Genomic DNA, 22,073 nt, shown 5'->3' with positions numbered 1-22,073 from the left:
CCCGCACCCCCGGCGGCCCCAAGGCCACCCTGGCCGCCCGCCCCGCCGTCGCCGCCGGATCCGCCATTGCCGCCGAAGGCGTTGTTATTGGTGCTGTACGCCGCGAGCGTGGACGACGAATCCATGGAGTTGTGGCCACCGCCTGCACCGCCGCCGCCCCCGTCAGACCCGCTGCCGCCGTAGCCGCCGTTGCCGCCGACGCCGCCGTCGCCGCCGTTGCCCACCAACAACCCGCCGCGTCCTCCGCCGCCGCCGGCGCCACCAGCGCTGCCGCCCTGACCGGCCAGGCCGGCGCCGCCGTTGCCGGCGTTACCACCCCAACCGCCGGCGGCGACGTTGTTGTCGGTGCGGCCATAGCCGGCCGCACCCCCGTCGCCGCCGCTGGCACCGCCCGCGCCGCCGTCGCCGCCAATTCCCCCGTTACCGGCCTGGGCGCTGGATCCGGCGGTTGCGCCTTTGGCCTGAGTGGTATCGGCGTTGCCGCCGTTGCCTCCGCTCCCGCCGTTAACGCCGGCGCCGCCGGCGTCGCCGGCAGTGCCGTTGCCGCCGGTGACAGCGCCGGCTTTGTTGACCTGATTACTCGTGCCGGCGGTGCCGTTGAGGTTGGGGTCGCTAACCGCTGCCGGATTGACCGCATCGGCCCCGGCCATGCCGGCACCGCCGTTACCGCCATGACCGCCGGCGCCCCATAGCCCGGCATTGCCGCCGGCGCCCCCGCTGCCGCCGGCCATGGTGACCGACGTCGCGCTGCCGCCGTTGCCGCCGTTGCCGCCATGTCCGTACAACCAGCCGCCGTGCCCGCCGGTGCCGCCGTTCGCGCCGGCACCGCCAGCCCCACCCGCGCCGCCGTTGCCGATCAGCCCGGACGCACCGCCCGCGCCACCGGCCTGGCCGGCAGCGCCGGATCCGCCGTTTCCGCCGTTGCCCAATAGGATGCCGCCGGCTTCTCCGGATGCCCCCGAGCCCGCCGAGCCGTCGGCTCCATTGCCGATCAGCGGGCGGCCCACCAGCGCCTCGGTCGGGGCATTGATGACGTGCAGTAGCTCGTGTCCCAGGGTCCGCAATGGTGTCGCGTTGGTTGCCTCGGCGGCCGCATAGCTGGCCGAAGTCGACGTGAGGGTCTGCACAAACGTGTCGTGAAACGCCCTCATCTGAGCGCTCAACTGCTGATAGGCCTGTCCATGGCCGGAAAACAGCGACGCCACGGCCAGCGATACCTCGTCGGCGCCCGCCGCCAGCACCGCCGTAGTCGGGGCCGCGGCCATGGCGTTCGCCGAATGCAATGCCGAGCCGATGTGCGTCATGTCTGACGCTGCCGTTGCCAATGCGTCTGTGGTAACAAATGTGTACGACATCGCTTCTCGATCCCCTTTTGTTCGAGCGGCTATTGTTCGAGTGGCTTTCCGGGGCGGCATCTGGGCCCAGTACCGATCACTTTTGACCTGCGGCGACTGCATGCGTATCGGGCGAATGAGCGATTTGCCGGATGAAATTCTCTCCTCCCATTGGGGGAGCCCGACGGCTTTTGCGCATTTTGCTCAAACAGCGTGGTAGGGTCCCCCCATGGCCTCCAAGGGTCGCATCGACTTGCGGCTCGCCAGCCGGGTACTGCTACTGCAACTCGTCCTCGTGACCCTGACCCTGGTCGTCGCGTTCGGACTTTTCGCCCAGTTCAACCGTCACCGCTTGGACCTGCAGTACCGCGAGCACGCATTGGATATCGCGCGGGTGGTGGCCTCTTCACCGACAGTCGTCGGCAACATCTCCCGCTACGAGGACACCGGGCTGAGCCCGACCCCGGCTTTGGTGGACGAACTGGCAGCCGGTCCGCTGCAAACCGTCGCCTCACGCGTTGAACAGCGCACGCACGTGCAGTTCGTGGTCATCGCCAACACACAGGGCGTACGGCTCGCCCATCCCCATCGCGACGAACTGGGCCGCAGGGTGAGTACCGATCCCGCCGAGGCGCTGGCCGGACACGAGGAGGTGCTGCATCAGGCCGGAACCCTGGGACGCTCGATCGTCGCCAAAGTCCCAGTGCTGGCGCCTGGTTCGGATCGGGTGCTGGGGATGGTCAGCGTCGGCATCTCCACGAAGGCGTTCGACGAACAGTTCTCGCACAATCTTCGGGTGCTGGCCCCGTTGGGAGGCGCGGCACTGCTGATCGGTGTGGTGGGCTCGGTTGCGCTGGCCCGTCGATGGCGGGGACTGACCCTGGGTCTGCGACCGGCCGAGATGGCCGAATTGGTGCGCACTCAGGCGGCGGTGCTGCACGGCATCGACGAGGGCGTGGTGGCCGCGGACAACACCGGCTGCATCACCTTCGTCAACGATGAGGCATGCCGGCTGCTCAAGATCGGCGACGAGCTGGGCCGCTCGATCGATGAGGTTGGGCTGACGCCGCGGGTCCTGGATGTGTTCAAGGCCGCCTCAGACAAGACCGCACCCACGTTGGCCACCGTCGGGGAACGAATAGTGGTGGTCTCGGCGCGGCCGGTAACCCGCGACAGGCGGGCCCTGGGAACCGTGTTGGTGGTGCGTGACCGAACCGACGTCGAATCGCTGACGCGCCAACTCGACGCGGTACAGGTGATGAGTACGACGCTGCGCGCACAGCGCCATGAGTTCGCCAACCGGCTGCACCTGCTGAACGGACTGTTGCACACCGGCCACGTCGAGGAGGGATTGCAGTATCTGGAGGAGCTGTTGGGCTCGGGCCCATTGGGATCGGCGGTCCCTGGTATCGACTCCATTCGCGATGCCCACCTGCAGGCTTTTCTGGCGGCCAAGGCCGCGGGGGCCCGGGAAGCCGGTGTGACGCTGAAGATCGGCGAAAACACTTGGGTCTCGGGCCGATTGGAGCTGCCCGTGGACGTCACCACCGTGGTGGGCAATCTGATCGACAACGCGATAGATGCAGCCCGAACCGGCGAGAGTCCGGCCAAAGAGCTGGAAGTCGAACTGCTGCAAGAGGGTTCGACGCTGCACGTCACGGTTGCCGACAGTGGCGACGGCGTCGCACCCGATTTCGTCGAGCAGCTTTTCACCGAGGGCCGGACGACAAAGCCGGACTCCGGCATACCCGGCGGGCGGGGTATCGGGCTGGCGTTGTCCCGCCAGATCAGCCGTTCCCTCGGCGGTGATCTCTGGCTGTCGAGCCCCGGCAAAGCCGAATCAGGGCCGGGCCTGCCAGGTGCGGAGTTCATCGCCCGGTTGCCGGGTGTGATGGCAGAGGAGGAGCAATGGGCGGCGCAGAGCTGACCGTGCTGGTGGTCGACGACGACTTCCGCGTCGCCAACATGCACGCCGGAATCGTCAACGCGATGCCGGGCTTCACGGTGGCTGGCACCGCCAACACCCTCGCGGCCGCGCGGCAAGCCGAACCTGTCGACCTCGCCCTGGTCGACGTCTATCTACCGGACGGATCCGGGATCGATTTCGTCCGCGAATTACACTGCGATGCAATGGTTTTGACGGCGGCCACCGAATCAGAGACGATCCGTGCGGCCCTGGCCGCAGGCGCCGTCAGCTATCTCGTGAAGCCGTTCGCTACTACCGAGCTCGCCGCCCGGCTGGCCGGCTACGCCCGCTACCGGAAGATCCTTGCCGGCGCCAATCTGCGCGCCGGCGATGTGGATGCGGCACTGGATGCGCTGCGCCCCAAAGTCGCCCCGGCGCCGACGTCGACAACGGCGGCCTCCCCCACCAAACAGCTTGTCCTGCAGGCTTTGCAAACCTCGGAGCTGCCGATGTCGGCCGCGGAAGTTTCCACGGCGATCGGGATCTCGCGGGCGACGGCTCAACGGTATCTGGCGGCGCTGGCGACCACCGGGGACGTCACCGTCGGACTGCGCTACGGCACGACGGGACGACCTGAACAGGAATTCGCGGCCAGTGACGGCCGCGCGACTCGGGCGACACGCTGAACATCATCTTCGTCACCGGCCGACCGCACGCAGGGTGCAGCCGGTACGAATGCGCATGATCTGCAACGGGATTCGGCCGTCGTGGCGTGCGATGGCCGCTTTTGCGAATACGCAGGCCAACGTCGCCAGGTAGCGGTACGCCGATTCGCGGGCGACCGGGTTGTCCGGAAAGGACATCGTCACGGTGGTCTTAGCGGTATGTCGGGTAATCCAAGTGTTGACACCGCCGTGTGACAAATTGTCGCCGTAGGCACCGAAGTTCGTCGTTTCCCATAGCGCCGCGACCGGTATCTTGCGGATGTCCAGATACGACACCATCATCGCCGGCCTGGTGCTCAGCGTGATGCCGAGTTCCTCCGGCGTTGCCAACTCGAGGACGCGTTCGAACGGGACATCGGCCAGCCCCTTGGCGGCGTCCAAGGAGCGTTGCGCGGCCCGGGCCGACTCGGGAAATGACCCGGTGCCGATTGGCACCGTGACCGGAACCAGGCTGGCGAACCAGCCCACGGTCATCGTGTCGGTCCCCGGCGTCCGGGTGTCGAACGGGGTGAACCCGTGATAGGTCTGGGTCCCGGTCAGTTCGTGTTCGGCCAGCGCCGCACACGCCATGACTCCGCCGCTGAATCGGGCACCGGCCCGCCGGCAAACGGTGTCGAAGGCCTTCGTCTGGGCCGCGTCCAGCAGCTCGACAGTCAGGAAGTCGCCCTTGCTGTCACACGACGTGTCACCGAGCGGCAGCGGGAAACCGGGCCAGTTGCCGTCCACATCGCGCGCGAACTCGATCCAGTCTTTGATCTCCGGCGACGACAAGGTCAAGCTGTCGACCTTTGCGCGTTGCCGTGCGGCGTAGTGCCGATAGCTGGCAACTCGGGTGAGCGTGGCCGCCTGGGGCAGACCCTGGTACATCACGCAAATGTCCAGGAAGATCAGGCCGGCCGAGATGCCGTCGACGTGAAGATGATCGACGCTGGCGTAGCAGGTGAAGTGTTTCCGGTGCTGGACGATGCCGAACGTGAAGCAGTCCCACTCAAGTGTCGCCGGCGTGGTCGCCAGGGCGTGGGTGCGGATTTGCTCGGCGTCCATGAACCCGAACGCCACGGGAACCAGGTCGATGTCAGCCGGGTCCATCGTGCGGCGGACGAAGACGTCGTCCTGGTACTCGAACCAGTCGTGGTACGTGTCGTGGCGGCGCACGTGCGCGTTGAGCGCCGCCGTCATCGCCGCGATATCGCAGATTCCCGGCATGTCCCAGGCCACGATCATCAATCGGGGTTGCTTGCGAAGCGCAGCGCTGCCGTCACGAGCCGTCCGAAGGTGTCGATTTCGCTGAAAGCTCGGCGGCAGATCGCTGCGCTGCGCGACTCGGGCCGCTTCGCGTGCCGCCGACGATGCCGTCCAGGTGGTGACCAGACCGTGCGGTGGTTGCCATTCGTTTATCGTGCCCAGTGCTACCAATTTCTCAATCCTAGTCTGTGTGATGCTGATAGTTTGTGTGGCGCAAATGGATTAGCGGCACGCGCGAATGGATTCCGTTCGCGCCGGGACCGCATTGCATTGCGCGGCTGCGAGCCGGAAGAAATGGTGTCAGTGGTACGGCAGCGGATTGAACCCGAATACCAGAGTGTTCGCGGCAGCCTCGTCGACCTCGGCGTAAGTCTGCGCGATCTGGGTTAGCGCCTGGCCCGTCCGCATCAGCTCTTCCTGGGCCGCTTGGTGCAAAGCCAGCAGTTCGGCGGCATCGGCGTGGAAAGCGGTAACTGCCTGCAGCGAGACCTCGTCAGCCCCGGCAGGGATGAGGCTGGTCACCGACATCGACGCCTTCGAACCGGCCGCCAGGCTGTCAAGACCGATATTGACCATTTGATCGCCAATGTCGGCGACCACCGGATGAAATGTCATAGATTGCATTTTTCGTACCCCTCGATGGCGTAGTGCCGAAAATCTCTGCACGACATAAAAGTGGCAGAAGATCCATTCCTGAATGGCTTTTCGGCTGGCACCAGTACATTTCGCACCGCAATGTGGCGAATAACGTGATACCGAACTTACGGCGCCGGGGCGCGGGTGTCGCGCTTGTGAGCGAAAGTCGGAGTTAGCGGCGATTTCCTGGTTTTGCGCATTGTGCTCACCGGTTGGGGTGCGGGCCGGGTAGCTGGCCCGCTTTTCGGGTGTGCCAATCCTGCGAGGTCTAGAATCGAGCCATCGTTCTTGCGCATCGGGCCTGTTGACCGCCGGTTTCCGGCGATCGTCGGCACGGCTCGTGCACCGATCGACAGGAGCAGCAGGCAGATGGATTCCATGTCCCACGACCCGGCCGCCGGCGACATCGGCTCGCAGTTGGTCGACATTGGTAGCCAGGGTTTGAGTGCCGCAAGCACGGCGGCGATGTCGGTGTTGAGCGGGCTGATTCCCGCCGGCGCCGAGGAGGTTTCCGCGCAGGCAGTTCTGGCGTTTGCCCAGGAAGCGGCCTCCATGTTGGCGTCGAACACCGCGGCTCAAGAAGAACTGATGCGCACTGGCACGGCGCTGACCGACATCGCCCGCATGTACAGCGACTCCGACGACAACGCCGCGGGCGCCTTGACGTTCAGCGCCGCGGCCATGTCTCGCCCCGCCAGCGCGGCCGGCTCGACCGGCGGTGCGGGTCTGTTGGGTGGTTTGCCGGCGCAGGCGCAGGCGCAGGCCGAAGCGCTGGCGCGCGGTCCGCTGGTGTCTCAGGCGGTGGAGGCGTCGTCGTCGCCGATGGTCTCGACGGCCGCCAGCGCCGGTTCCTCGGCGATGAGCGGTGGCGCTCCGGTGGGCAGCGGGATGGGTGCCGGTGCCCCGGCCGGTGCTTCCAAGCCGGGCTTGGCCTCGGCCACCGAGCCCGCCGACGAGGACGATCGAGACCCAAACGAACAACAGCTGCAGCCGGGCGAACGCCTGACGTAACGGGTTGTGTTCAGCGGCCGGGCCGGCCGCATAGCTGGTGAAAAACCACACCGCACTTTTGCGCACCGCGGCGTTACCCCCATGCCTGTCCGCGAGCTCGGCCGGGTCTCCTACGCTTGCCCTGTTACCCATCGTGAAGGAGGCATGTAGTGACCAGCCCCGATATGGCCACCATCTTGCGGAATATGAAGGTTCCCGAGCGGATGACCGGCAGCCAGGCGCTGCGTGACTTCTTGCTGGTCTACGTCGACGACGAAGAGTCGCTGGCAAGTCCGGAGCGGCTCAAGCAACTCAATGGGTTGCTCATCCTTTCGCATCTAGAGGTGGTCAACGCGCTGGGAGCGGTGGAGGCGAGTATCGCTGAACAGCACATCGAGAACTTCCGTCAACAGCTCAATAGAAAACCCCTGTGGCGCAGATGGATCTAGGCGCTTTCCGCGAGTAGGCCCGCGGCATGCGCTGGATCGTCGATGCCATGAACGTGATCGGTAGCCGCCCCGACGGCTGGTGGAAAGACCGGCACGGTGCAATGGTCGGGCTGGTGGACAGGCTAGAGCGGTGGGCCGGCGCCAACGGTGACCAGGTGACCGTGGTGCTGGAGCAGCCACCGAAGACACCCATCGACTCGTCGGTCATCCAGGTGGCACACGCGCCCCGCGCTGGCGCGAACTCCGGCGACGACGAGATCGTCCGCCTGGTGCAAGCCGACCCCGAGCCCAGCGAGATTCGGGTCGTGACATCAGACAAAGCGTTGACCGACCGGGTGCGTGCGGCGGGGGCCTCCGTCTACCGGGCGGAGGCCTTTCGCGACCTCATCGATCCACGCGGCGCCAAATCCCAAGAACGCCATGGCGATTGAAATGCCCGCTCGCAACCGGGTCTGTGCGCTGGCCCGAATCGAGGTGCCGATAATCCAGGCGCCAATGACCTACATCGCCGGTGCCCAACTGGCGGCGGCGGTGTCCAACGCGGGTGGGCTGGGCATCATCGAGACCACCTCGGAGCAGGGCCGAGCCGACCTGCAGCGAGTGCGCGACCTCACCGACCGTTCGGTGGGAGCCAACATCGCACTCATGTTCAACCGCGACCCGGCCGTCGTTGATCTCCTGGCTGCCAACGAGATTCGCTTCGTGACCACCTCGGCCGGTGCTCCGTCGCTGTTCACCGCCCGGCTGCACGATGCCGGCATCACCGTGTTTCATGTGGTCGGGACGCTGGCCGCGGCCAAGAAGGCCGTCGACGCCGGCGTGGATGGCCTGGTGGTCGAAGGCGTCGAAGGCGGCGGGTTCAAGAATCGGTTCGGCGCTTCGACCATGGTGCTGCTGCCGTTGGTGGCGGCCCACGTCGACCTGCCGATCGTGGCCGCCGGAGGCATCTGCGATGCCCGCTCCATGGCGGCCGCGTTCGTATTGGGTGCCGACGCTGTGCAGATGGGCACGCGACTGTTGGCCTCAGCGGATTCGCCGGTACACGGCAACCTCAAGCAGGCGGTGGTCAGCGCCGACGAGACATCGACCGTCATGCTGCCGCTCGACGGTAAGCGGATGATGCGGGTGATCCGAACGGCCGCCGCGGAAAAGATCGACGCCTCAGCATCTTTCGCCGAAGGCGGCGCCGCCCTGCAACGTGTGCAGCGGCTGTACTTCGACGGCGACATGGATGCCAGCGTCGCCAACACCGGTCAGGTGGCCGGCAGAATCGACGACCTGCCACCGGCGGCCGACATCATCGAGCAGATGTGGGCTGGGTGCCGAGAGGTGTTGGCAGCCACCGCCCGTCGCGTCGGCGGGTTTAGCTCGGGCGCGATTGGACGTCGAACAAAATCTGGTCGCCGTCGACCTTGGTGATACGCATGTGCGCGGTGTAAGGCTTGCCCTCCGGGCCGGTGAAGTGGCAGTCGAATTGCCCGCCCACCTTCGCCTCCACGCCCGACGGGCAGTGCACATCGCTTGGGTGAAAGCCGGTCTGCTTGGAGACCACGTCGACGACGGACTGCGCGGCCCCTTCGGGTTTGACGGTCGACTTGCGCGAACATCCGGCCGTCTGCAGTGCAATCAGGCCGATGCATGCAACCGCGGCCACTCGGGTACCGGCTGCATGGACGACACGACGCTGTGGGTTCATGTCGCGATGTTAGCGTTCACCGTGACCCCCGCCTGAATCGTCTATTGCGGCGGCATTCCCGGCGGCGGATAAACGCCACGCAGGATCCACGGCAACCAGCTGATCCCATATTCGATTTCGTCGCTGGCGTCGTAGTCTGGGCTGGGATCAAGCGGAACGTTCTCCTGCGAAGCCACCGTAGCGGGCGGCGCGCCGAGCTGCCCGTAAACCGCCACCACGACGGTGCGATCCGGACTGTTCTCCGACCACACGCCCACTTGACTGTTAGCGCAGTTCGACATGATCGCCAAATATGCCGGGTTGTAGTACCACTGGTTGATCAACTCGATCCCACTGATCGCTACCGCGGGATTGATCGCCACGGTTTCGGCGACCTTCCGGTGGAAGCCAGCGGCATTGGCGCGGTCTTGCGGCGTCGAACCGTCAGAACCGATGTCGTCGTTGAGGTCTCGGTTGTTCAGCATATCGATGGCATGCCATTGCGCTGCCAGTTGCAGTTGCGGGTTGATCTTGACATCGTTCGTGCATCCGGCCTGGTGCTGAACGGTGTAGACATTGGCCACCACGCTGTCGTTGAGCCGCTTGTTATCGGCGTGGGCGGTGGGCATACCGCCCAGCGCGGCCGTGGCAACTGAAACGGAGAACAGAGCGGACGTCGCCAGCGGTCGATACTGCATGTCGTTCTCCCTTAGTGGGTCGCGGAGTTTCGCAACTGCCAGATCAGCGCGGGGCACAGCTCATTGACCGCCTGTCCGACGAGATACGCGGCCTGGTATTCGTCGACGGTAGTGAAGTCGGCCTTGACGTCGGCGATGACCCGTGCGTAGCCGCGGCCTTGAGATACCTTCTCGCAGAGCTCATGTCCGTAGCTCAAGGCGGCGTCGGCATTGGCGAAGTTATACCCGGGACGCACCGTCACATTGACCAGATAGGCCACCACGTCGGCGCGCGCAGCTGGCGCCGTCAGCAGAACAAGCGACAGCACAACCCCGAGGGCCGCCGCTGCCGGCGGCAGGTGGGGTGCTGGTAGGTGCCGCATCGCCGTGATCTCAGACCGGATCGAATTGCGAGATGAGCCAACGTCCGTCGACCTTGTCCAGGCCGACGCGGACGCTGGATGCGGTGCTGGTCGGTGCGTCCTGGCCGACGGTGATCGTCTGGTTCACGAACAGCAAGACGACGGCATGAGTGGCAGCAGCAGATACCGACGCGGCGCCCGAGACGGTGGCCACCGCGGCGATCTGTTTCTGCTGCGCGCCGGGAATTACCACGTCGTGAGTCAGCTGTGTGTAGGCGCTGAGGAACGTACCGGTCAGCCTGCCCCGCGCGGCCTCGAGATTGCTCTGCACCGTATCGGGCCGGTAGGACAACAGCGCGATGGTGCCTTCGGTGGCGGCCTGCACGGATTCCGTGCAGGCACGCGCGGCGTCGCGCGCGGAGCTGTCCTGCCATTTTGCGAAGCCGGCCGCGCACGCCAACATCAGTGCCAGCCCGGGTAGTAGCCCGTAGGCGATCACGCGTGACCAGTGGTTGCGACCGCTCGCCTGGGTCATGGCACAAATCCAACGCGAGAAATCTTGGTCTGCTCCCCTGCCTCGTGGACCGTGATCCGCATTCGCCACACCCGCGGAACCGGTTCTGCTTCACCGGCATTCGAGGTGCGCACCGACACCGCTACCAGTGCCTGGGCCGTATCGGCGGTCTGCGACTCCAGTCCGGCCTCGGTAATGGTGCCGACCGTGGTCGCCTTGGCTTGTTGAAGTACTTCGATGAACGGCTGTGATCGCTTGGCGAAGTCATCGTAGAACTCCCCCGTCGCGCCATCCAGAATGCGGCGCACATCGGCGTCGGCACGCTGCCAGTCGATCGTCGTCAGATTCAGCGCGCCCTGCTTGGCCACTTGCAGAAAGTGATCCCGCCGGGCTTGCGTCTGTTGTGCCTGGCCGGCACGAATCACGAACCAGCACAACAACAGTCCCATCATGGCGACTATCACCAGGCCGGTAACGATGGCACGCCGGGGGTCCGCCGGCGTCTCGTCCTCGGTCAGCTGCCCGGCGGCAGCAGCATCGTTTGCCATGTCTTGTCCTTCGGCGCGGGTTGAGCGAGGTCGGATCTGGTGTATTGGTGGCCGTCGGGTCCGATGTAAGCGCCGGTGGCCGGGTCGTACTGGGCGGCGGCCATGGGCGGCAGCTGTGGAATGTCCTGACCCGACAGCGTGGCGTCGGGGTCGCCTTTCCAGTTGAAGCCGTCATTGAGCGGCACGTACTGCTCGTTGCTCTCGCACAACTTCACCGTGGGGGCCCGCTTGCCCGGCACGGTTTCACACGGGATGTTGCGGGCGCCACGGACATTCAGCGGCGAATCCTGGGGCACCCGGCAATACAGATCGCCGGCTGGACGGCCAGGGTAGTCCTCGAAAGTGGGGACGCGCTGCTGCTGGGCCGGCAGGAACCCGGTGGTGCAGGGCGGCGGCAGGTTGAGATTGAGATTGAAGCTCAGATACTGACCCCGGTATGCCTGCTTGGTGTTCAGGTTGGCCAGAATGCCGGCCTGTTCGGCGCCGATCGCCATGGGGAACACCACCAGTAGTTGTTCGATGTCGTTTTGGTAGGTGAGCGCGACCTGGCCGACGCTGACCAGATTTGCCAACAGGATGGGCAGGGTGGGCTGCACGCGCTCGATCAGCTGACGCATCTCCCCCAGCGCCGGGCCGCCTTGATCTATGAGGTTGGCGACGGCCGGGTCGTGCGTCTGCAATTCCGTGGTGACCGCGGCCAGTTGGGCGGCCCAGGCCTGGATGGCATCAGAGGTGTGGGTCTGCGAATCGAGTACTGGCTGGGCTTGGTCGATCAGCGCGACGAGCGGGTCAAGATTATTGCGGGCATCGATCGCCAGCTTCGAAGACCCCATGATCAGCCGGGAAAGCTCGGGACCCAGACCGCCCACGGCCGTATAGGACTCGTCGACGACGGTCTTGAGGTTGTCGCGCGGTATCGCTTGAAGAGCGGTATTGGCGGCGCTGAGCAAGGTGTTGATGTCGGGTGGTACCGAGGTGTCGGCCAACGCAATGACGTCGCCCTCCTTGAGCGGCGCCGAGGTGGCGTTACGCGGCAGCAACTCGACATAGGACTCGCCGATCGCGGTGTGGCTGTGCACCTCGGCTTTGAGATCCGACGGAATATCGATGCCCGATTTCAGCGACAGCACCGCCTCGACACCCGTGTTCGTCAGCCGCACCGATTCGACCCGGCCCACTTCGAAACCGCGATAGGTAACGTTGCCGGTGCTGTAGAGCCCGCCGCTTTCGGGTAACTGCAGCGTCACCGTATAGCGGCCCACGCCGAACAACATGGCCGGTAGCTTGACGAAGTGCAGGAAGGTGACGGCCAGTACGCCGATCGCGATCACGCTGAAGACCGCCAGTTGCAACACGATTCGTCGCGGTAGATGCAGCATCTAGGGCCCCTGATCCTGGTGGTAGGGGGTGGTCAGAGGATTGCCGGGGGTACCGCGATAGCCTGCGGTGCACGGACTGGGGAACTGGCCGATGGTGCGGCCCCACTGCAGCTCGAGTTGGGTCAGATGACACTCCCAGCGGGTTCCGGTGAATAGGCCCTGGTCGATGCGGCTGAGCGTGAGGTCGGCGATCGCCGTCAGGTTGGCGTAGTCACCGCGCTGGAAATTCTCGAAGGTCTCGTTCGGAAATGGGAAGGTACCCAGCAGGGACAGTGACCGGGTCAGGGCCGGGCCGGCGTTGGCCAGCGACTCCAAAACCGGGCCGATCTCCCGCAATTCGTTGACCAGGCTCGCTTTGGTTTTGTTGACGACATCGACGGTCAGTGCGCTGAATTTGCTCAACTGGTCGGCGGCCTCGACAAGCTTGTCCCGCTCTTCGTTGAGCACCCCTAGCGCGTCGGGGATGGTCGCCAGCGCCCGGTCAAGCACGGGTTGCTGGGCCGCGAACTTCCGGACCAGGCGGTCGAGGCTTTCGGTAGCCGCGATGATGTCGCCGGACTGGTTGTTGAGGTATGCCGAGAACTTGTCCAACTGCCCGATCAGGCTGCGCAGGTCGTGTTCACGGCCGCGAAACGCGGTGCTCAGCGCCTCGGTGATGTCCTGTATTTGGCCCAGCCCGCCGCCGTTGAGCACCAACGACAATGCCGCCAACGTCTGCTCGGTGCTCGGATAGGCACCGCCGCGCGCCAGCGGAATCAGCGAGCCATCATGCAACCTACCTTGGGGTGGTTCATCTTTCGGTACACCCAACTCGATATGGTATGAGCCCAGCAGACTGGTGGTGCCGATCTTCGCCGTTGCATTGGCCGGCAAGTCGACGCTGCTGTTGAGCTGCATGGTCACCAACGCGTGCCAGTCTTGCCGCTCGATTTTCGTGACATGGCCGACCGTCACGTCGGAGACGCGCACCCGCGAATTCGGCTGAATGTTGTTGACATCGCGCAGTTGCGCCTGAACCACATATGACCCGGGGCCGGTGCCCTGCGTACCGGGCAGTGGCAGCGAGTTCAGACCGCGCCAGCCGCAACCGGATACGCCGGTCACCGCGGCGACCATCAGCACAAGCAGACGGATACTCATGAGCCGCCTTGCGGCGGCATCATCAAGCCACGTAAGCCGGCCGCGGGGTCGGTGGCCGGCGGAACGAAATCGGGCCGCATCCAATCCTCGCTGTAGGTGACCTCGTTCGGTCGCGCTTGCGCGCCGACGAACAGGTTCTCCCCCAGCGGGGGAAAGTTGTATTGACGGTTCTTCACGATCGGCGCCATGTATTGCACACAAAGCTTTGCGGCTTCCTCACCGCCCAAGCGTGACGCGGCCTGAATTGCCCCGCACAGGAAAGCGATTGGATTCGCCATATTGGTGCCGGCCAGGGCGCCGGTCAGGGAACCATTGGCCGGTTCAAAGATGTTGTTGAAGTTCTGCAGCACGGTTGGGGCGATGTGCAGGGTCTGCTTGAGGTCGTCCAGACTGGCGGCCAGCACCCTGCTGATGGAGGCGAGTTTGTCCGACGCCGTGCCGACCGCGTCCCGATTCTGCGCGACGAAGCTTCCCACGTCCGCCACTACTGCTGCGAGGTTCTCGGCGGCCTGAGCGATCTTGTTCGGGTCGTCGGCGAGCACCGACGAGACCGCGGCCAGGTTGTTGTTCAGTTGCTCGAGCAGATCCGCGCTGTCATGCAGCGCCGTCACCAAAGTCGACAGATTCTTCAAGGTGGCGAAGATGTCGGTGCTGTGGTCGGCCAGCGTCGAAACCGCCTGCGACAGTTTGACAATCGTATCGCGGATGGTGGCGCCCTGTCCGCGCAGATTGTCAGCGGCGGTATTGATCAGGGCACCCAGCGTGCTGACCCCCCCTGGTTGGGTGGGCTTCAGTAGTTCGGTGAGCCGCTGCAGTTGTGCCCGCAAGTCATCCCATTCGACCGGCACCGCGGTGCGGTCCTGCGGAATAACCGCGCCGTCGGCCATGGTGGGCCCACCGGTATACGGCGGTGTCAGCTGAATGGCACGGCCGGTCACCAACTGCGGGGATAGAATCGCCGCCTTGGCGTCGGCGGGCACTTTGTACTTGCGGTCGAACCAGAACGAGATCTTGGATCGCAGCGGTTGCGGTTCGATCTTGAGGACCTTGCCTACCGGCACACCGCGGATTCGCACGTCGTCCCCGGCGAACACGCCGTTGCTGTTGTCGAAGTAGGCGACCACGATGGTTCGGTCGGTCTGGTCGCTCGCCCGCATCGCGACGATCACGCCCGCAACGAACACCAAGGTGAGTGCGGTCGCCAGCGCAGAGCGGGTACGTCTGAGTTTGGTTGTCACGGTTGGACTCCCGGCTGCTGCGCGGGCGTCTGCTGTGCGGGTGGTCCGGGTGGTGGACCGCCCGGCGGCGGCGCCGGCGGTTCGGGCCGCAGCGGGTAGCGCGGATCGTCGGGGTTACCGGTGATCGCGTCAGGCAGTGTCAACCGCGGTTCGCCGCCCTGGCCCGTGCGCGGGTACGGCATCGGTAATGCCGGGGTGCCCGGCTGACCGGTTGGCGGGTCCGTTAACTGCGACGGCAGCAGCGTGGCTGGATCGAGCCCCAGGTCGGAGAACGCCGCGCCGATGAAAGGTTGCACGAACTGTCCCGGCAACAGATTCACCACGTACGCCTTGAAAAACGGTCCGGACGAAAGTGATTCGCCCAGCGACATGACGTAGGAATTGAGCATCGGAATGGCCTGCGCCAGTCGTTCTTTGCGGTTGTCGACGATGGCCAGCACCCCGTTGAGCTTGTCTAGTGCGGGGCGCAGCTGCTGTCGATTCTCGGCGATGAAGCCCTGCAATTGCCGTGCTGCCGCCGAGATGTGGGACCAGATCTGGTCCAGGGCAGCGCTTTGCGTTCGTAATTGCGCCAACAGTGCACCGGTGTCGTGCACCAGGGCCACGATTTGATCGGTACGCTTGGCCAGCACCCCTGTCGCCTTGGCGGCATTGTCCAGCAGGCGACGCAGTTGGGCGTCGCGTTCGTCGAGCGTTTGCGCGAGCCGGGCAACCCCTTGAACGGCGTTACGGAAGTCCGCCGGTGTGTTGGCAAAGGTTTGTGCCAGGGCGTCGAGTGACGAGGAGAGCTGGTTGGTGTTCAATCCGCTTATGGTGGAGGCCAAGTCGCCGAGTGCGTCGGGTAGCTGGTAGGGCGACATGGTGCGCTCGATCGGAATGGGACCGCTCAGCTGGCCCTCGCCACGGGGGATGATGTCGAGGAATTTGCTGCCTAGCAGACCCTTGGTCTTGATCGCCACCTCGGTGCGGTCACCGAGCCGAATCCCGTTGTCTACGTTGAACTTGACCAGCACGCCCGGACCGTCCAGCTCGATGCTGGACACCCTTCCCACGGGGTAGCCGGAGACTTCGACGGTGTTGTCCGTCCGTAGCCCGCCGGCGTCGGCGAAATAGGCGGCGACGGTCTTGCCCTGCTCGAAGAAGGGCAGGTGCTGATATTGCAGGGCGCCCAACACAACTCCGGCAACCGACATCACGCCGACCGAGCCGATGGTCAGCCGGTTTCGTTCGGCAAAGGACTTCATTTCGGCGCGCACCGCCCCGTGGCCTGCCCGGCCACTTTGATGTAGACGGGCTGGCCGCCCTTGCCGTTGACCTTGAGCACGACATCGCAGAGGTAGAAGGCGAAGAAGTCGCCGTACATACCCTGGCGTGCCAGCGCCTCGTACTTGTCGGGCAGCGTATTGAGCAGGATGTCAAGGTAATCGTGGTCGGCAAGCGCGATGGTCCCCACGCGGTCGGTCTCGCGCACCGCTGCCGAGAACGGATCCCGGGCCTGGTTCAGCAGCGAGGCGATCGAGCCGGCAGCGGCGTTGGTGTATGCCACCGCGTTGGCGATGTCGGCCTTGCGTTCGGCAAGCCCGTGCACCAGCTGAGACAGCGATACCACTGCTTGGTCCAATCGATCACTTTGTCCCCCAAGCGAACCCAACACCACGGTGAGATTGTCGATTACCTGCCCGATCAGCTGATCGCGGTCGGCCAGAGTGTTGGTGATGGTGGCGGCCTGGTCCAGGAATGACGCGATGGTGGGACCTTGTCCCTGAAACGCCTGCAGCAACTGCTCGCTCAGCGCGTTGACCTGATCGGGGTTCAGCGCTCGAAACAGCGGCTTGAAGCCGCCGATCAGGGCGTCGAGATCCAGTGCCGGCCTGGTGCGCGCCAGCGGAATCGTTTGGCCTGGGCTCAGTTTGGTGAGGCTACCCGCCCCTTCCTCCAGCGCCAGGTACCGGTCGCCGAAGAGGTTGTCGTATCGGATGACGGCCAGGGTGCCCTGCGTGAGTATCACCGAGTCGTCGGCGCTGAACTGGACCCGTACCGTCGCATCCGAGTTGATCGAAATCCTCTTGACCTTGCCGACTTCGACACCGGCGATGCGGACCAGCTTGCCTTCCCTGAGATTGGACACGTTGGCAAATTCCGCGTAGTAGATCCTGCCTTCGCCGAATCGCACCTCCCCGAATACCCCGATCAGCAAGAACGCGGTCAGCAGGCACACCGTCAGGAAGATGACCAGGCGTACGACAACGCCCCTGAGGTTCTCTCTCACGGATGCTCCCCGGGTTCGGGGGCGGGTTCGGCCGGGGCCATTCCCGGCCACAGCGGCACACCGCCCGGTCCGTACAGCGCCGCCCCGTACGGTGGCCCACCGGGGTTCGGCCCGATTGCGGGCCCCGGAATGCATGGGCGGATCGAAGGCGGTTTCGGCACGGCGCGAGTCACCGGGAAGTAGTCGGCCCAGCAGGGGTGTCCGAGGCCGGGGTTGGGCCGGATGTCTAGCCCAGTCCCCCACCCGGTGTTAGTGACCAATTGGCGCACCGGGAAGTTTTTGGTGGCGTCCGGTAGTGACCCGCAGCCGGGATGTCCGCCGGGACCGCCCTTGGCCGAGACAAGCGGCAGGTTGTCCGGGTATGCGTATGGGTCGTTGCCCAGCAAGAGCGCGACATCGAGTTGCAGGGTCCGGCCGTCCGCACCACCCCAGGCCGAATAGCCTCCGTTGTCCAGATACCACTTGGTGCCCTGCAGGAAGCAGGTGTACTCCGGGCTGTACTTGAAGAGCAGGTTGGTGGTCGGCTCAAGCAGATTGACCGAGGCGACGAGGTTGTCTCTGCTTGCCGCGAGCAGATTCGTGCCGGAGCTTGACAGGCCAATGACGTTGAGCAGCAATGCATCCAGCTGCGCCGAATGGCTCACCACTGTGGTGCTGGTGGTGCTGGCGGCGTTCAGGATGGTCATGATGTCCTGGGCCACCGCGCTGTAGGTGTCGTTGAAGTTCTTGAAGGAGCGCCAGTCCTGGTGGATGGTTTCGGTGCGCGCGTTCAGTGCTTGCAGTACCTGGTTGAGGTCGGTGGTTGCTTGGCCGATGCGTTCACCTTGTCCGCGCACCGCATCGGCGACGGCAGTCAGTACGGCGTTGAGCTTGAGCGGATCGATCATGTTCAGCAGGTCGACGACGTTTTCGAAGACTGTGTTGATCTCCGTACTGACATTCTTCGAATGCAATACCGCGCCGGCGGAAAGCCTTGCGCTACTTGGGGTCTGCGGCATTACCAGGTCGACGAACTTTGCGCCGAACGCGGTGGTGGCGCTGATCTGGGCCTCGACGTTGGCTGGGATGTAGCGGATCTGATCGGGGTCGATTTCCAGTTTGAGACTGGTGCCGCGCTCGTCGTCGCCGATCTGGCCAACCCGGCCGACCTGCACACCGCGCATCATGACCTTGGCGCCGCCGTCCATGACCAGCCCGGAGCGATCGGCCCTCAGCGTCACCGGCACATACGAGCGCAGGGTGCCGTTGAAGGACACCGTCGTCACCAGGGCAACCATTGCGACCAGCGCGAGCAGGATCAACGTCCACCACGCATCGTGCAGACGGTGTCGACCCGGCCGGCGGCTCACGGCTAACTCGCCAAGTGAAAGTCGGGAGACTGGCCGTAAATGGCCAGCGTCATGATGACGATGGCGATCGATGCGACGACCATCGAGGCACGCACGGCCCGGCCGACCGCTTCGCCCACCCCGGCCGGCCCGCCGTGCGCGGTGTACCCGTAGTAGGTGCACACCAGCATGATCATCAGGGCCACAATGACGACTTCGAGCGAGGACCAAAGCACGTCGCTTGGCCGCAGAAAAGTATTGAAATAGTGGTCGTAGACGCCTGACCCCTGACCGTAGACGGCTGTCGTGCCCAAGCGGGCGGCCAGGTAGGCCGTCATCAGGCCTACACAGAAAAGCGGTACGGCCACAACCACCCCCGCTAGTACCCGGGTACTCGCCAAGTAGCTGACGCTGCGGATGCCGATCACTTCGAGCGCGTCGATTTCTTCGTTGATCCGCATCGCCCCCAGCTGAGCGGTGGCACCGGCACCGACGGTGGCAGCCAGCGCGACCATCACCGTGCCAGGCTGAATTTCGCGGGTATTGAAGAACGCCGAGGCAAAGCCGGTCAAGGCCTCCACGCCCACGGAGGCGAACTGGTTATAGCCCTGAACCGCCACAATCGCGCCGGTGGTCATCGCCAGGAATCCGACGATGACCACGGTTCCCCCGATCACGGCGAGAGTTCCCACGCCCAAACCCATTTGGGCGATCACCCGCAGCAGCTCGCTGCGGTAGTGCATGACGGCGTCGGGAATCCCGGTCAGCGTGCTGACATAGAACCGCATCTGCGATCCCATTCGGTTCCACTCGCTTACCACAACTCTCGTGATCGTCATGGCTTCACCTCAGGACACCAGGAACGGCATACCGACGGCGGTCACGATGATGTTGATGACGAACAGGACGATGAAGGCAAAGACCACAGTTTCGTTTACCGCCCGGCCTACGCCGGCCGGCCCGCCGCCGACCGACATGCCCTTGTAGCAGGCAATCAGTCCCGCCATGAGCCCGAATAACGTCGCCTTGATCATCGAAATGATGACGTCGATCGTGTGGGTCAGCGTGGTCAGACCGGTCACCCAAGCGCCCGCCGAGACGTGCATGAGAAAAACCGAGCACAGGAACGCGCCGATCAGCCCTGTCGCGGTCACCACTGAACTCAGGGCCAGCGACACCGTCGTGGCCGCCAATACTCTGGGCACCGCCAGCGCTTGAATTGGGTTGATGCCCATGACCCGTAGCGCGTCGAGTTCCTCGCGGATGGTTCGGGCGCCCAGGTCGGCACACATGGCGGTGGCGCCGGCCCCGGCAACGACCAAAACTGTGACTATTGGGGCACTTTGGTCCACGGTAAAGATCGCGCAGCCGGTGCCGGAGAAGTCCGCGGCGCCGATATCGGTCAGCAGGACGTTGAAGAGGAAGCCCGAAATCACCGCCCACGGGATGGTCATCAACACCCCCGGCAGCGTCGACACCCGTGCCACGAACCAGCACTGAAAGAGGTACTCGCGCCAGGCGAAAGGCGGCCTGAACATGGCCACGAACGTGTCCAGTGACATCGCGAAGAAGCCACCCATTGCCCATAGCGGTCTGGTGGCCGCGTTGGGAACCCTGCCGACCGCAATCACCATGTCGCCGCGCACCCCCGCTAGGTCGAAGTGGACAAGTGACATCCGCGAGGGTACGCGCCACGACGCCCTCATGTCCATAGGCGATACGCATATACAGTGACCATCTAGTCGCAAATAGCGACGCAAACCGCTAGTTAACCGATATCATGTATCTGGATAGTATCGATCGACGCCGTGATGGCGCCGGTAGTCATGAGTGCCTCGGCAATGCGATATCGCCGGCGATATCGCATTCGTGAAGTGGGTGTGCGCAGGGGCGCGGGGCATCCGCGCGGCTGCGCAGGTGGCTATATGTCCATAGGTGATATCAGATACTAGCGTCGCTGCGCACACCGTATGACCATGTCATGGCGCATTAGATCGGTCTCATGTATTTTGTTAATCCGATACCAGGCTAGTAAGGAGCTATCCGCGAATGACCGACACCAAGGAAGCCAGCGAGCAGCTCGTCCGTGATTTTCTCGGATCCTGGCAAGACCGCCGGCTCGAAACGATCTGTGGCGCCTTCGCCGACGATGCCGTCTACCACAACGTGCCCGTGCGGCCGATCGAGGGAATTGTCGGCATCCGCAGCATCTTTCAGGCATTTCTGGACGCGTTCTCCGACGCCAAGCTCGATATCGTCACCTTGGCCGCTGAGCCCGGACGAGTGCTTGTCGAGCGCGTCGATTACTTCACAATGAACGATGGCCGCAAAGTCGTGCTGCCGGTGACCGGCGTGTTCGAGGTCAAGAATGGCAAGATCACTCGTTTCAGCGACTACTTTGACCTTGCGGACTTCGAGGGGCAGAGCGGGATGAAGCTATAGGGGGTTCCCAGCCGATGGAGACCACGCGGACCCTGGCCCAACCCATTAGGCGCCGGCCTAAGGACCGAAAGCAGCAGATTCTGGAGCAGGCGGTCGGTCTGTTCATCGACCGTGGTTTCCATTCGGTCAAGTTGGAGGACATTGCCGAGGCGGCGGGCGTCACCGCGCGAGCGTTGTACCGTCACTACGACAACAAGCAGGCGTTGCTCGCCGAAGCGATCCGAACCGGCCAGGATCAGTACCTGAGCGCGCGGCGGCTCACCGACGGTGAGGCCGAGCCGACACCGCGGCCGTTGCACGCCGAGCTACCTGACCTGATCGCAGCGGCCGTCGCATCACGATCCTTAACGGTGTTGTGGCAGCGCGAATCTCGTTACCTCAACGACGACGACCGCGCAGAGGTCCGCCGCCGCATCAACGCGATCGTCGCCGGCATGCGCGACAACGTCCTGCTCGAAGTGCCGGATCTCAGCCCGCAACATTCAGAGCTGCGGGCGTGGGCGGTGTCCAGCACGCTGACCAGCCTGGGACGACACAACCTGACGTTACCGGCCGACGAGCTCAAACAGCGTCTGTACCAAGCATGTATGGCCGCAGCCACTACACCACCGGTCTGCGAGCTGACGCCGTTCGACACCGCGCGCGAGGAGGACGGTGTGTTGTTCTCTCGCTACGAAACCCTGTTAGCCGCAGGTGCCCGGCTGTTCCGCGCGCAGGGTTATCCCGCTGTCAGCACAAGTGAGATCGGTAAGGGCGCCGGTATCGCAGGCCCCGGTCTGTACCGTTCGTTCGCCTCCAAGCAGGCCATCCTGGACGCACTCATTCGCCGTCTCGACGAGTGGCGCAGCCTTGAAGCCATTCGAGCGATTCGGGCGAATTCGCAAGCGGCACAACGGTTACACGGCTTGATCGCCGGGCATGTCCGGATCAGCCTGGACGCTCCCGACCTCGTCGCCGTTTCAGTCACCGAGCTGTCGCATGCCTCGGGTGAGGTGCGTGACGGCTACCTGAGGAATCAGGCCGACCGCGAGGCGGTGTGGATCGAGCTCATCGCCGAACTGGTTCCCGCGACTACGGCTGCCGAGGGGCGAATATTGGTTGCCGCTGCGATGAGCTTCGTCGAAGACGTTGCCCGCACTTGGCATCTCACGCGCTACGCCGGAGTTGCCGACGAGATCACCGCGATCGCCATGTCCATCCTGACCAGCCGATAACG

Annotated in this window: 24 protein-coding genes; 8 read left to right on the top strand and 16 right to left on the bottom strand. The window is 64.5% G+C overall.

Annotated elements, in window-relative coordinates; genetic code table 11:
* Nucleotides 1-1,355 (bottom strand): PE family protein (locus tag AWC27_RS13260; protein WP_169726777.1); only part of this gene is annotated, 1,355 nt, incomplete at its 3' end.
* A gap of 208 nt (nt 1,356-1,563) precedes the next feature.
* On the opposite strand from AWC27_RS13260, the gene AWC27_RS13255 reads away from it, so the two are divergent.
* Together AWC27_RS13255 and AWC27_RS13250 are read left to right on the top strand one after the other, a co-directional pair.
* A complete protein-coding gene (locus tag AWC27_RS13255; RefSeq protein ID WP_211281624.1) occupies nt 1,564-3,261 on the top strand; it encodes a sensor histidine kinase in 1,698 nt (565 codons plus the stop codon).
* Nucleotides 3,243-3,926, top strand: coding sequence for a response regulator (locus tag AWC27_RS13250; RefSeq protein ID WP_085670900.1), 684 nt, complete (start codon nt 3,243-3,245; stop codon nt 3,924-3,926). The genes AWC27_RS13255 and AWC27_RS13250 overlap by 19 nt, the downstream gene beginning before the upstream one ends.
* 12 nt (nt 3,927-3,938) lie before the next feature.
* Here the strand turns inward: AWC27_RS13250 and AWC27_RS13245 are convergent, their stop codons facing one another.
* Together AWC27_RS13245 and AWC27_RS13240 are read right to left on the bottom strand one after the other, a co-directional pair.
* Nucleotides 3,939-5,381, bottom strand: a complete 1,443-nt coding sequence (locus tag AWC27_RS13245; RefSeq protein ID WP_085670899.1) for a condensation domain-containing protein — start codon at nt 5,379-5,381, stop codon at nt 3,939-3,941.
* 129 nt (nt 5,382-5,510) lie between these two features.
* Nucleotides 5,511-5,825: a PE family protein gene (locus AWC27_RS13240; RefSeq protein ID WP_245847030.1), complete on the bottom strand. Its 315-nt coding sequence runs from the start codon at nt 5,823-5,825 to the stop codon at nt 5,511-5,513.
* A 390-nt stretch (nt 5,826-6,215) separates the two neighbouring features.
* Here AWC27_RS13240 and AWC27_RS13235 point away from each other — a divergent pair, with 390 nt between their 5' ends.
* The 4 genes from AWC27_RS13235 (at nt 6,216) to AWC27_RS13220 (ending at nt 8,704) form a co-directional block, all read left to right on the top strand.
* Nucleotides 6,216-6,857: a PE family protein gene (locus AWC27_RS13235; protein ID WP_085670897.1), complete on the top strand. Its 642-nt coding sequence runs from the start codon at nt 6,216-6,218 to the stop codon at nt 6,855-6,857.
* 149 nt (nt 6,858-7,006) lie between these two features.
* The gene (locus AWC27_RS13230; protein ID WP_085670896.1) at nt 7,007-7,285 is read left to right on the top strand and encodes a hypothetical protein; all 279 of its coding nucleotides are present in this window, start codon (nt 7,007-7,009) and stop codon (nt 7,283-7,285) included.
* Between the two features lie 26 nt (nt 7,286-7,311).
* Nucleotides 7,312-7,716 carry an NYN domain-containing protein gene (locus AWC27_RS13225; protein WP_085670895.1) on the top strand — a complete coding sequence of 135 codons (405 nt, stop codon included), beginning with the start codon at nt 7,312-7,314 and terminating at the stop codon, nt 7,714-7,716.
* Between the two features lies 1 nt (nt 7,717).
* A complete protein-coding gene (locus tag AWC27_RS13220; protein ID WP_372516829.1) occupies nt 7,718-8,704 on the top strand; it encodes an NAD(P)H-dependent flavin oxidoreductase in 987 nt (328 codons plus the stop codon).
* On the opposite strand, the gene AWC27_RS13215 is transcribed toward AWC27_RS13220, so the two are convergent.
* The 13 genes from AWC27_RS13215 to AWC27_RS13155 are packed head-to-tail and all read right to left on the bottom strand — an operon-like array spanning nt 8,649 to nt 20,049.
* Nucleotides 8,649-8,981: a DUF4333 domain-containing protein gene (locus AWC27_RS13215; protein WP_085670893.1), complete on the bottom strand. Its 333-nt coding sequence runs from the start codon at nt 8,979-8,981 to the stop codon at nt 8,649-8,651. The two genes, AWC27_RS13220 and AWC27_RS13215, sit on opposite strands and share 56 nt — an antisense overlap.
* A gap of 41 nt (nt 8,982-9,022) precedes the next feature.
* Nucleotides 9,023-9,658: a CAP domain-containing protein gene (locus tag AWC27_RS13210; RefSeq protein WP_085670892.1), complete on the bottom strand. Its 636-nt coding sequence runs from the start codon at nt 9,656-9,658 to the stop codon at nt 9,023-9,025.
* Between the two features lie 11 nt (nt 9,659-9,669).
* The gene (locus AWC27_RS13205) at nt 9,670-10,020 is read right to left on the bottom strand and encodes a DUF732 domain-containing protein (RefSeq protein ID WP_085670891.1); all 351 of its coding nucleotides are present in this window, start codon (nt 10,018-10,020) and stop codon (nt 9,670-9,672) included.
* Nucleotides 10,021-10,030: 10 nt separating this feature from the next.
* On the bottom strand, nt 10,031-10,534 hold the full coding sequence (locus AWC27_RS13200; RefSeq protein WP_139836974.1) for a hypothetical protein: 504 nt from the start codon (nt 10,532-10,534) through the stop codon (nt 10,031-10,033).
* Entirely contained in the window at nt 10,531-11,061 is a 531-nt protein-coding gene (locus AWC27_RS13195) for a mammalian cell entry protein (protein WP_085670890.1), read from the bottom strand. Before AWC27_RS13195 ends, AWC27_RS13200 begins: the two co-directional genes overlap by 4 nt.
* On the bottom strand, nt 11,028-12,440 hold the full coding sequence (locus tag AWC27_RS13190; RefSeq protein WP_085670889.1) for an MCE family protein: 1,413 nt from the start codon (nt 12,438-12,440) through the stop codon (nt 11,028-11,030). The genes AWC27_RS13195 and AWC27_RS13190 overlap by 34 nt, the downstream gene beginning before the upstream one ends.
* A complete protein-coding gene (locus AWC27_RS13185) occupies nt 12,441-13,580 on the bottom strand; it encodes a virulence factor Mce family protein (protein WP_085670888.1) in 1,140 nt (379 codons plus the stop codon).
* Entirely contained in the window at nt 13,577-14,818 is a 1,242-nt protein-coding gene (locus tag AWC27_RS13180; RefSeq protein ID WP_085670887.1) for a virulence factor Mce family protein, read from the bottom strand. The genes AWC27_RS13185 and AWC27_RS13180 overlap by 4 nt, the downstream gene beginning before the upstream one ends.
* Nucleotides 14,815-16,062 carry a virulence factor Mce family protein gene (locus AWC27_RS13175; protein WP_085670909.1) on the bottom strand — a complete coding sequence of 416 codons (1,248 nt, stop codon included), beginning with the start codon at nt 16,060-16,062 and terminating at the stop codon, nt 14,815-14,817. Before AWC27_RS13175 ends, AWC27_RS13180 begins: the two co-directional genes overlap by 4 nt.
* Nucleotides 16,059-17,087, bottom strand: a complete 1,029-nt coding sequence (locus AWC27_RS13170) for a virulence factor Mce family protein (protein ID WP_085670886.1) — start codon at nt 17,085-17,087, stop codon at nt 16,059-16,061. The genes AWC27_RS13175 and AWC27_RS13170 overlap by 4 nt, the downstream gene beginning before the upstream one ends.
* Complete coding sequence (locus AWC27_RS13165) at nt 17,084-18,436, bottom strand: MCE family protein (RefSeq protein WP_085670885.1); 1,353 nt, start codon at nt 18,434-18,436, stop codon at nt 17,084-17,086. The genes AWC27_RS13170 and AWC27_RS13165 overlap by 4 nt, the downstream gene beginning before the upstream one ends.
* A 2-nt stretch (nt 18,437-18,438) precedes the next feature.
* Nucleotides 18,439-19,254, bottom strand: a complete 816-nt coding sequence (locus AWC27_RS13160) for an ABC transporter permease (protein ID WP_085670884.1) — start codon at nt 19,252-19,254, stop codon at nt 18,439-18,441.
* Between the two features lie 9 nt (nt 19,255-19,263).
* Entirely contained in the window at nt 19,264-20,049 is a 786-nt protein-coding gene (locus tag AWC27_RS13155) for an MlaE family ABC transporter permease (RefSeq protein WP_085670908.1), read from the bottom strand.
* Nucleotides 20,050-20,464: 415 nt separating this feature from the next.
* Between AWC27_RS13155 and AWC27_RS13150 the strand changes: the two genes are divergently transcribed.
* Nucleotides 20,465-20,857, top strand: coding sequence for a limonene-1,2-epoxide hydrolase family protein (locus AWC27_RS13150; protein ID WP_085670883.1), 393 nt, complete (start codon nt 20,465-20,467; stop codon nt 20,855-20,857).
* 14 nt (nt 20,858-20,871) lie between these two features.
* Nucleotides 20,872-22,071 (top strand): TetR/AcrR family transcriptional regulator, encoded by a 1,200-nt coding sequence (locus AWC27_RS13145; protein WP_085670882.1) that lies wholly within the window; start codon nt 20,872-20,874, stop codon nt 22,069-22,071.
* The last annotated feature ends 2 nt before the right edge of the window (nt 22,072-22,073 follow it).

The organism is Mycobacterium szulgai (assembly GCF_002116635.1).
Classification (GTDB): domain Bacteria; phylum Actinomycetota; class Actinomycetes; order Mycobacteriales; family Mycobacteriaceae; genus Mycobacterium; species Mycobacterium szulgai.
Note: the sequence above shows the minus strand (reverse complement) of the source record. Positions and strands in the feature narration are given on the sequence as shown.

Excerpts from the sequence above, each read along its gene's own strand:
- AWC27_RS13185 (WP_085670888.1), bottom strand. The coding sequence starts at position 13,580 with ATGAGTATCCGTCTGCTTGTGCTGATGGTCGCCGCGGTGACCGGCGTA.
- AWC27_RS13240 (WP_245847030.1), bottom strand. The coding sequence starts at position 5,825 with ATGACATTTCATCCGGTGGTCGCCGACATTGGCGATCAAATGGTCAAT.
- AWC27_RS13235 (WP_085670897.1), top strand. The coding sequence starts at position 6,216 with ATGGATTCCATGTCCCACGACCCGGCCGCCGGCGACATCGGCTCGCAG.
- AWC27_RS13205 (WP_085670891.1), bottom strand. The coding sequence starts at position 10,020 with ATGCGGCACCTACCAGCACCCCACCTGCCGCCGGCAGCGGCGGCCCTC.
- AWC27_RS13250 (WP_085670900.1), top strand. The coding sequence starts at position 3,243 with ATGGGCGGCGCAGAGCTGACCGTGCTGGTGGTCGACGACGACTTCCGC.
- AWC27_RS13255 (WP_211281624.1), top strand. The coding sequence starts at position 1,564 with ATGGCCTCCAAGGGTCGCATCGACTTGCGGCTCGCCAGCCGGGTACTG.
- AWC27_RS13215 (WP_085670893.1), bottom strand. The coding sequence starts at position 8,981 with ATGAACCCACAGCGTCGTGTCGTCCATGCAGCCGGTACCCGAGTGGCC.
- AWC27_RS13160 (WP_085670884.1), bottom strand. The coding sequence starts at position 19,254 with ATGACGATCACGAGAGTTGTGGTAAGCGAGTGGAACCGAATGGGATCG.
- AWC27_RS13150 (WP_085670883.1), top strand. The coding sequence starts at position 20,465 with ATGACCGACACCAAGGAAGCCAGCGAGCAGCTCGTCCGTGATTTTCTC.
- AWC27_RS13220 (WP_372516829.1), top strand. The coding sequence starts at position 7,718 with ATGCCCGCTCGCAACCGGGTCTGTGCGCTGGCCCGAATCGAGGTGCCG.
- AWC27_RS13155 (WP_085670908.1), bottom strand. The coding sequence starts at position 20,049 with ATGGTGATTGCGGTCGGCAGGGTTCCCAACGCGGCCACCAGACCGCTA.
- AWC27_RS13195 (WP_085670890.1), bottom strand. The coding sequence starts at position 11,061 with ATGGCAAACGATGCTGCTGCCGCCGGGCAGCTGACCGAGGACGAGACG.
- AWC27_RS13175 (WP_085670909.1), bottom strand. The coding sequence starts at position 16,062 with ATGAAGTCCTTTGCCGAACGAAACCGGCTGACCATCGGCTCGGTCGGC.
- AWC27_RS13190 (WP_085670889.1), bottom strand. The coding sequence starts at position 12,440 with ATGCTGCATCTACCGCGACGAATCGTGTTGCAACTGGCGGTCTTCAGC.
- AWC27_RS13225 (WP_085670895.1), top strand. The coding sequence starts at position 7,312 with ATGCGCTGGATCGTCGATGCCATGAACGTGATCGGTAGCCGCCCCGAC.
- AWC27_RS13210 (WP_085670892.1), bottom strand. The coding sequence starts at position 9,658 with ATGCAGTATCGACCGCTGGCGACGTCCGCTCTGTTCTCCGTTTCAGTT.
- AWC27_RS13200 (WP_139836974.1), bottom strand. The coding sequence starts at position 10,534 with ATGACCCAGGCGAGCGGTCGCAACCACTGGTCACGCGTGATCGCCTAC.
- AWC27_RS13145 (WP_085670882.1), top strand. The coding sequence starts at position 20,872 with ATGGAGACCACGCGGACCCTGGCCCAACCCATTAGGCGCCGGCCTAAG.